An 8,971-nucleotide genomic window follows, 5' to 3' on the forward strand; every position below is an offset into this window, starting at 1 on the left:
AAGGGGATCGACATGCCTTCCGGATATTTGCATGCGCCACAACCTGAAACCCGTAGCCCTGCTTTTGCTCGTCTCGACGGTCGCCCTGAATCTGCTCATGGTCATCGTGCTGACGCTCACGCTCAAGGCCAGCCATGAGCGCAAGGTCGCGGAGGTGCGCACCCAGGTAGCCAACCTCGCGTTGCTCATGGACCAGAGCATGACAGGTGTGGCCCGGGAAATCGGCTTGATATTGAAAAAGGCCCAATCCCACCTGGAGCTCGCTCTCGAGGACGGGGACGCGGTGACAGACGTGCCCTTGTATGACCTGATCGCCACCTCGGTCGGTGAAACGGTCAATATCCAGGCAACCGACGTCCAGGGTCGCGTACGACTCACCTCCCACACCCCTGAACGGCTCGGGGAGAGCCACGCCGACCGGGACTATTTCCGCACCCACCGCGCTGACCAGCAGGCCGGGTTGCTGGTCAGTCGGTTGCTGCAGGACCAGGTTACCGGCGACTGGGTGCATGTATTCTCCCGGCGCTACAACGACCCCGAGGGCCGCTTCGCCGGGATCGTCACCGCGGCTATTCCCAGCCACCTGTTCACCGGTTTGATTTCCGGTCTTGATCTGGGCCCCAAGGGCATTGCCCTGGTGCGTGATCTCGACAAACGCCTGGTGGCGCGGCACCCACCACTGGACGCCCCACCGGGCCAGACGGGATCGATCGGCGGCTCACCGGAGCTGACCGAGCTGCTGGAATCCGGCGCGCAAGAGGGCATCTTCTATAGCGACGGTACCGCCGACAAGGTGCCCCGCACCGACGCCTTCCGCCGCCTCAGCGCCCTGCCGGTGTTCGTCGTTGCCGGGCTCGGCGAGGAAGACTATCTCGCCACCTGGCGCCATGACGTACTGCGCGCGCTGCTGTTCGGCGCGCTCTTCCTGATAGTCACCCTCGGCGGCGCCACGCTGCTCTGGCGCCAGATCAGGACCAGCGACCAGGCCAATCGGCGCAGCCAGATGCTGTTGCGGCACGCCAGCGACGGCATCCATATCCTCGATGAACGGGGTCGGCTGACCGAAGCCAGCAACGCGTTCTACCAGATGCTCGGCTACGCGCCGGGCGAGCTGGAAGGCGCCCACCTGACCGACTGGGATCTGTCCCACTCGCCCGCCGAGCGGGCCGAGCTGTTCCGCCGGACCCTGCAGCGCGGCCAGACCACGACCTTCGAAACCAGCTATCACCACCGCGACGGGCACAGCTTTCCGGTGGAGGTGACCACCGCCCGCCTTGACCTCGGTGACGGCCCCCTGTTGTTCAATGCTGCCCGGGACATCACCGAGCGCAAGAAGGCCGATGAAGACCTGCGCATCGCCGCCCGGGCATTCGAGTCCCAGGTCGGCATGCTCATCACGGACGCGGAGCTGCGCATTCTGCGCTGCAACCAGGCGTTCTGCCGGATTACCGGGTACACGGCGGAGGAGGTCATTGGCCAGCACCCGACATTGCTACAGTCCGGACGCCATGACCAGCAGTTCTATGCCGACATGTGGGCGGCGATCAACCGCCACGGGGCCTGGCAGGGTGAAATCTGGAACAAGCGCAAGAACGGCGAGATCTATCCCCAGCTGTTGTCGATTGGCACGGTCAGCAACGACCAGGGCCAGGTCACCCATTACGTGGCGTCGCTATCTGACATCTCGGCGCGCAAGGCCACCGAGGAGCAGATGCGCACCCTGGCCTTCTACGACTCCTTGACCAAACTGCCCAACCGGCGACTGTTCATTGAGCGCCTGGAGCAGGCCCTGGAGATCGCCAAACGACGCCAGGGCTACGGCGCCTTGCTGGTGGTGGATCTCGACGACTTCAAGACCCTCAACGACACCGAAGGCTATCACGCCGGGGATCATATGCTGGAGCAGGTTGCCACCCGGCTGATCCGCTGCGTTCCGCACAAGGACGCGGTGGCGCGGCTCGGGGGTGACGAGTTCGTGGTACTGCTCGATCACCTGAGCCAGCATGAACTGGAAGCGGCTCAGCAAGCCGAACAGTTGGGCCAGCAGATTCTGCAGGAGCTGACTCGCCCCTATCAACTGGGGCCGAATGTCTATCGCGGTACAGCGCGTATCGGCATCGCCTTCTTCGGTGGGCGCTTCCCGATTTCCTCCGCGGAACCGCTCAAGCGCGCGGAGCTGGCGATGTCCCAGGCCAAGGGCACCAACAACGCCATCGCCTTCTTCGATCCGCAGATGCAGGCCCAGGTGCGCGAGCGCAGCGAGATCGATGCGGGTCTGCGGGTAGCGGTGGAGAAGCGGCAATTCCTGCTGCATTACCAGCCGCAGGTGGACGATCGCGGTGAGCTGATCGGGGTCGAGGCGCTGGTGCGCTGGGCCCACCCCACCCAGGGGATGATCTCCCCGGCCCGCTTCATCCCGGTAGCCGAAGACAATGGCCTGATACTGCCGATCGGCCAGTGGGTGCTGGAAACGGCCTGCCGGCAACTGACCCAGTGGGCCGGGGACGACGCCACGGCGCATCTGACCATTGCGGTGAACATCAGCGCCCGGCAATTGGCGCAGGCGAGCTTCGTGGAGCAGGTGCTGGCGACCCTGGAGCGCACCGGCGCGCCCGCACGACAATTGAAACTGGAGCTGACCGAAAGCGCGCTGGTGCACGAGATCGAGAGCATCATCGACAAGATGAACCGGCTCAAGGCCCACGGCGTGGGGTTCTCACTGGACGATTTCGGTACCGGCTATTCGTCGCTGGCCTATCTCAAGCGACTCCCACTGGACCAGCTGAAGATCGATCAGAGTTTCGTGCGCGACATCTCCTCCGATGGCAACAGCGCGGACATTGCCCACACCATCATCCTGTTGGCCGAACGGATGCAGATCCCGGTGCTGGCCGAGGGCGTGGAGACCGAACAGCAGCGCGCCGCGCTCCATGAGCGCGGCTGCCGCCAATACCAGGGCTACCTGTTCGGCCGCCCCGCCCCCATCGAGGAGCTGGAGAGTACCCTGCTCACCGCTAGGACTGGGCCGGGTTACACGGTGCGGGAGAACTTGCCCTTCTGCTCACCGCCCAGATAGGCGTCGAAGGCCATCGCCACGTTGCGCAGCATCAGTTGGCCTTCGGGCAACAGCAGCAGCTCGCTGTCACCGATGGCCACCAGACCGTCAGCCACCGGCTCGGCCAACTGGTCCAGGGCATCGGCAAAGTAGCTCTTGAAGTCGATGCCGTAGTGCCCCTCGAACTTGGCAAAATCAATGCGACCCTGGCACATCAGGTCCAGGATCACCTCGCGGCGCAGCACATCGTCCTCGCTCAGGTTGTAGCCCCGGTGGATCGGCAGCATGCCGCTGTCGATCCGGGCGTAATACTGCGACAGCTCCTTGACGCTCTGGCTGTAAGTATCGCCGACCTTGCCGATCGACGACACACCGATGCCGATCAGATCGCAGTCGGCATGGGTCGAGTAACCCTGGAAGTTGCGCTGCAGGGTGCCGTTCTCGCGGGCCAGCGCCAGCTCGTCGTCGGGCAGGGCGAAATGGTCCATGCCGATATAGATATAGCCGGCAGCGGTGAGCCGTTCGATGGTCAGCTCCAGCAGTTCCAGCTTGCGCTCGGGCGGCGGCATGTCCTGGGGCCGGATCAACCGCTGGGCACGCACCAGGTCGGGCAGGTGCGCATAGCTGTAGGCGGCAATGCGGTCGGGGCGCATATCGATGATCTTGCTCAGGGTCACATCGAAGCTCTGTACCGTCTGCAGCGGCAGGCCGTAGATCAGGTCCACGCTCACCGATTTGAACTGCGCCTCGCGGGCGGCCTTGACCAAGTCCCGGGTCTGCTCCTCGCTCTGCAGCCGGTTGACCGCGGCCTGCACCGCCTCGTCGAAGTCCTGCACACCGAAGCTCAGGCGATTGAAGCCCAGCGCCCGCAACTGGTGGATCTGCACCGGCGCCACGGTGCGCGGGTCGACTTCCAGGGAGAATTCGTGATCGTCGCTGTCGTCCAGATTGAAGGCACCACGCAGGGTGTTCATCAGGTCTTCCAGCTGTTCGCTGGTCAGGTAGGTCGGCGTACCGCCGCCCAGGTGCAGCTGGGTCAGCTTGCGCGATTTGTCGAACAGCGCAGCCTGCATGGCTATCTCGCGCTTCAGGTATTCCAGGTACTCCACCGCCCGCTCGGTCTTGTGGGTGATGATCTTGTTGCAGGCGCAGTAGTAGCACAGGCTCTTGCAGAACGGGATATGGATATAGACCGACAGGCACTTGGGGTCCACCGCTGCGTTACTCGCCCGGGCGGCAGCCTGATAATCGTCCATCGCGAAGGCCTGATGAAATTGCGGCGCGGTCGGGTAGGAGGTGTAGCGCGGGCCGGGCCGGTCATACTTCTCGATCAGGGCACGATTGAAGCTGATTTTCTGCGTCATTGGGGTCTCTTGCCATCATCACGGATACTCGTGAAGTGTACGGCAAGCAGTCGGTGTTTGCATGGCCGCGGGGCACCACTGCGACCGCGCGCCGCACCGCGCCACCGCGCGGACCGCCTCGCTTTCAGGGGATGTCGCGCAGCCCGAACATGATCGAATGGGCATGCTCTTCGTTGACCGCCACCACCACGCCCTGGCGTGGATAGACCCAGGCCTCGCCCTGCTCAACCGGCATGCGCACCTCCGGCGGGCCAAAGCTACCCGCGATATACCCCAGCGGCAGCGGTTCATCGACCAGCATGCTCAGGCGCTCGACCGGATAGCCGGCCAGGGCCTGCGCCACCGCCGGGCTCACCGCCTGGTCGGCGGATCCCGGTTGCCAGGCCTGCGCCTCGACCAGGCTCGCGGTCTGCTGCTCATCCAGGGCAATGACCGCCTGCACGCGCCAATGACGGTCGTCGGACTCCAGTTGATGACGGCTGACCAGTCGGGGTTCGCCCTCGGCACTGATCATCCACAGGCTCCCTTCACCCAGCGTCCGTTGCACCGCGGCCAGGGTCAGGGTGCGCTGCTGCACGGGCATCCACAGGCTTTGCTGGTAGGTCTGTAGCCACGCCAGCTGGCGTGGGGTGTCACTGTCCTGGCCGCCGAGCCATTTGCCGAAGGCAAAGAAACACACCACCACTACCAACGACCAGGTGCCGATTCGCAGCCCCGTTTTTGCATTCATCGATCTGTCTCTTGTGATTATGTCAGTGCGTCATGGGGCAAAGAAAAAGGGCATCACGAAGATGCCCTTTCAGTCTCGACTGGAAGAATCAGGCCGCGTCGTCCACGCCGATATGTTTCTTCAGCTTGTTCATGGCGTTCTTCTCCAACTGGCGGATACGCTCGGCTGACACCTGGTATTTGGCCGCCAGCTCATGCAGGGTCGCCTTCTCCTCGGCCAGCCAACGCTGATAGAGGATATCGCGGCTGCGTTCGTCCAGCCGGGCCAGGCCGTCCTGCAGCTGCTGGCTGGAGCTGTCACTCCAGTCGGCGTTTTCCAGCTGGGTGGCCGGGTCGTAACGCTGGTCTTCCAGGTAGTGCACCGGCGCATAGGCGGTGTCGTCGTCATCATCCTGGGCGCCATCAAAGCCCAGGTCCTGACCATACAGGCGGCTTTCCATCTCACGCACTTCCCGCGCGGCCACACCCAGGTCCTCGGCGACGGCGTTGACCTCGTCATGGGACAGCCAGGCGAGCTTCTTCTTGGCGCTGCGCAGGTTGAAGAACAGCTTGCGTTGCGCCTTGGTGGTGGCGACCTTGACGATGCGCCAGTTGCGCAGGATGAACTCGTGGATCTCCGCGCGGATCCAGTGCACGGCGAAGGACACCAGGCGCACGCCCATTTCCGGGTTGAAGCGCTTGACCGCCTTCATCAGGCCGACGTTGCCTTCCTGCACCAGGTCCGCCTGGGCCAGGCCGTAGCCGGAGTAGCTACGGGCAATGTGCACGACAAAACGCAGGTGGGACATGACCAGTTGCCGGGCCGCCTCCAGATCCTGCTGGTAAAACAAACGATCGGCCAGCTCGCGCTCTTCTTCGACGCTGAGGATCGGAATGCTGCTTACGGTCTGAACATAGGCCTCCAGGTTGGCACCTGGGATCAGGTTATGTACGGGCTGCAAAGCAGTGCTCATATAAGTGTGAACTCCAAATAGGTTCGGAAGACTCTGCGCCGCCGGTAGCGGCGGTGGGCCCACAATGTACCGCAGGCCGACAAAGACGAGTCAGTGTATCACTGCCACCTCAGACATGGAATGCCTGGAAAAGTTCCGCATTACCATAAAAATCCGTTTAAAATCAACGCGTTACAAACACATGACGGAAACTGTCACTGCGGTTCTATCTCGCGGATGTGACGGCCGACCGCCAGCCAGGCCCCTGCCAGGCCCAGCAGGATGGCCCCGCCTAGCAGTACCAGCCCGTCCTGCCAGGGCATGCCGGACAGGGCGAAATCGCTCTGGTAGAGCGCCGCCAGGTCGCGCACCGTACCGTTGAGCCAGGCCAGGCCGGCTGCCAGCAGCAACCAGGCCAGCACCCCGGCCAGCAGACCGTAGAGCATGCCCAGATAGAGGAAGGGCCGGCGAACGAAGGCATCGGTGCCGCCCACCAGCTTGATCACCAGGATCTCGTTGCGCCGACTCTCGATCGCCAGGCGGATGGTGTTGGCCATGACCAGCAGCATGGTCAGCACCAGGAGCAGCGCCAGCCCGCCGGTGAAACGCTCCACCATGGCCAGAATCGCCGTCAGCCGCTCCACCCAGAGCATATCGATCTGCACCTGGTCCACCCCCGGGAGCTGCGCCAGTTGTCCGCGCAGCGGCTCCAGCGCGGCGGCACCACCTGCCAGATCCTGCGGCATGACCAGGATCACGTCTGGCAGCGGATTGTAGGCCAGCTGCTGCAGCGCATCGCCCAGCCCGGAATGCTGCTGGAATTCCACCAATGCCAGCTCGCGGTCAAGCAGCTGGGCCTCGGCGACCCCATCCAGTGCCGCGATATCCTCGCGCAGGGCCGCGGCGGCCTGCGGCTCGATATCCTGTTGCAGATAGACCGACAGCTGGGCAGCCCGCTGCCAGTCGATGCCTAGCCGCTCCACCTGGTCGATCAGCACCGACAGCCCCATCGGCAGCGCCAGCACTATGGTCATCACCAGCACAATCATGGTGGTGCTGACCGGGTGTTCGCGGATGCGGCGCAGCGCCAGGCGCGCGCTGTCCCGGTGACTGCCCGCCCAGCTGCGCAGCGGATGGCGCCAGTCCCGGCGGGAACGGGCCGCGCCGGCGGCCTTCGGTGGTCGCTTGTCGGCCTTGTCGGTCGGTTGTGGCTGCTTGGCCATGCTATTCCCCATCGACCAGTAGCCGACCCTCGTTGAGAGTCAGCATGCGGTGGTCCAGCTGTGCGATCAGCGGCAGGTCATGGCTGGCGATCAGTACCGTCACCCCGACCCGGTTGAAGTCCTCGAACAGCCCCATGATTTCCGCAGACAGCTCCGGATCGAGGTTGCCGGTAGGCTCGTCGGCCAGCAGCAGGGCCGGCTTGTGCACCACCGCCCGGGCAATGCCGACCCGCTGCTGCTCACCGCCCGACAGGGCGATGGGATACATGCTTTCCTTCTTCAGCAGGCCCACCTTGCCCAGCGCCGCCCGCACCCGCCGGCCAATCTCGTCGCGCGGGGTGCCGTTGATGATCAGCGGCAGCGCCACGTTGTCGAATACCGTGCGGTCGAACAGCAGCTGGTGGTTCTGGAACACCACGCCCACCTGGCGGCGCAGGTAGGGAATATCGTGGCTGCCGAGATCCCGCAGGTTCTGCCCGCCCACGAACACCTGCCCCGAGCTGGGCCGCTCCATGCACATGATCAGTTTCAGCAGCGTGCTCTTGCCCGCGCCGGAATGGCCGGTGATGAACACCATCTCCCCGGTGCGGATATGAAAGCTCAGGCTGTCCAGGCCCTGGTGGCCGTTGGGGTAGCGCTTGCTGACCTGCTCGAAACGGATCATGGATTATTCGCGCCCGAACAGCGCCTTGACGAACTCCGGCGCGGTAAAGGGCCGCAGATCATCGATCTGCTCGCCAACGCCGATGAAACGGATCGGCAAGCCAAACTGCTTGGCCAGGGCGAAGATCACCCCGCCCTTGGCGGTACCATCGAGCTTGGTCAACACCAGGCCGGTAAGGCCCACAGCCTGATCGAACAGCTTGGTCTGGCTGATGGCGTTCTGGCCGGTGCCGGCATCCAGCACCAGCAGCACCTCGTGGGGCGCCTCGGGGTCGAGCTTGGCCAGCACGCGCTTGACCTTCTTCAGCTCGTCCATGAGGTTGTCCTTGTTGTGCAGGCGCCCGGCGGTGTCGGCGATGAGCACGTCCACCCCGCGGGACTTGGCCGCCTGCAGCGCGTCGAACACCACCGAGGCGGAGTCGGCGCCGGTGTGCTGGGCGATCACCGGAATACTGTTGCGCTCGCCCCACACCTGCAGCTGCTCGACCGCTGCCGCGCGGAAGGTATCGCCCGCCGCCAGCATGACCTGCTTGCCCTCGCCCTGCAGGCGCTTGGCCAGCTTGCCGATGGTGGTGGTCTTGCCAACGCCGTTGACGCCCACCACCAGGATCACATAGGGCGTTTTCTGGGTATCCACCACCATGGGTTTGGCGACGTGGGTCAGCAGGCTTTCCAGTTCGTTCTGCAGCGCCCGGTACAGGGCATTGCGGTTGGACAGTTCGCGGCGGCGTACCCGTTGTTGCAGCGACTCCATGATCAGCGTGGTGGCTTCGATGCCGACGTCGGCCATCAGCAGACGGGTTTCCATCTCCTCCAGCAGCTCGTCATCGATTTCCTTCTCGCCGAGAAACAGGTTGGCCATACCCTCGCCGAGGTTGGCGCTGGTCTTGGACAGGCCGGCGCGCATCCGCGCGAAGAACCCCTTGGGTTCAGGGGCTGGCGGCGCCGGCTCGGCGGCCGGCTGCTCGGCAAGACCGGAAAACAACTCCGCCGCGGCGGCCCGGG

General features: G+C 64.3%; 7 protein-coding genes. 1 reads left to right on the plus strand and 6 read right to left on the minus strand.

Translation table 11 applies throughout. The features are described from left to right. The first annotated feature begins 31 nt into the window (after positions 1 to 31). Positions 32 to 3,076 carry a bifunctional diguanylate cyclase/phosphodiesterase gene (locus VG99_RS07420; RefSeq protein WP_044499129.1) on the plus strand — a complete coding sequence of 1,015 codons (3,045 nt, stop codon included), beginning with the start codon at positions 32 to 34 and terminating at the stop codon, positions 3,074 to 3,076. On the opposite strand, the gene hemN is transcribed toward VG99_RS07420, so the two are convergent. The 6 genes from hemN to ftsY all read right to left on the minus strand — a co-directional run. Continuing rightward, on the minus strand, positions 3,031 to 4,419 hold the full coding sequence (gene hemN, locus VG99_RS07425; RefSeq protein ID WP_044499130.1) for an oxygen-independent coproporphyrinogen III oxidase: 1,389 nt from the start codon (positions 4,417 to 4,419) through the stop codon (positions 3,031 to 3,033). The genes VG99_RS07420 and hemN overlap by 46 nt on opposite strands. A gap of 124 nt (positions 4,420 to 4,543) precedes the next feature. Beyond that, positions 4,544 to 5,149, minus strand: coding sequence for a hypothetical protein (locus VG99_RS07430; protein ID WP_044499132.1), 606 nt, complete (start codon positions 5,147 to 5,149; stop codon positions 4,544 to 4,546). Positions 5,150 to 5,237: 88 nt separating this feature from the next. After that, positions 5,238 to 6,101 (minus strand): RNA polymerase sigma factor RpoH, encoded by an 864-nt coding sequence (rpoH, locus tag VG99_RS07435; RefSeq protein WP_044499134.1) that lies wholly within the window; start codon positions 6,099 to 6,101, stop codon positions 5,238 to 5,240. A 194-nt stretch (positions 6,102 to 6,295) separates the two neighbouring features. Beyond that, positions 6,296 to 7,315: a permease-like cell division protein FtsX gene (ftsX, locus tag VG99_RS07440; RefSeq protein WP_044499135.1), complete on the minus strand. Its 1,020-nt coding sequence runs from the start codon at positions 7,313 to 7,315 to the stop codon at positions 6,296 to 6,298. Next, complete coding sequence (gene ftsE, locus VG99_RS07445; protein WP_044499137.1) at positions 7,305 to 7,967, minus strand: cell division ATP-binding protein FtsE; 663 nt, start codon at positions 7,965 to 7,967, stop codon at positions 7,305 to 7,307. Before ftsE ends, ftsX begins: the two co-directional genes overlap by 11 nt. Before the next feature lie 3 nt (positions 7,968 to 7,970). Then, a partial coding sequence (ftsY, locus tag VG99_RS07450; protein ID WP_076939736.1) for a signal recognition particle-docking protein FtsY occupies positions 7,971 to 8,971 on the minus strand: 1,001 nt, incomplete at its 5' end.

This window comes from Pseudomonas saudimassiliensis, from assembly GCF_000939975.1.
GTDB classification, from domain to species: domain Bacteria; phylum Pseudomonadota; class Gammaproteobacteria; order Pseudomonadales; family Pseudomonadaceae; genus Halopseudomonas; species Halopseudomonas saudimassiliensis.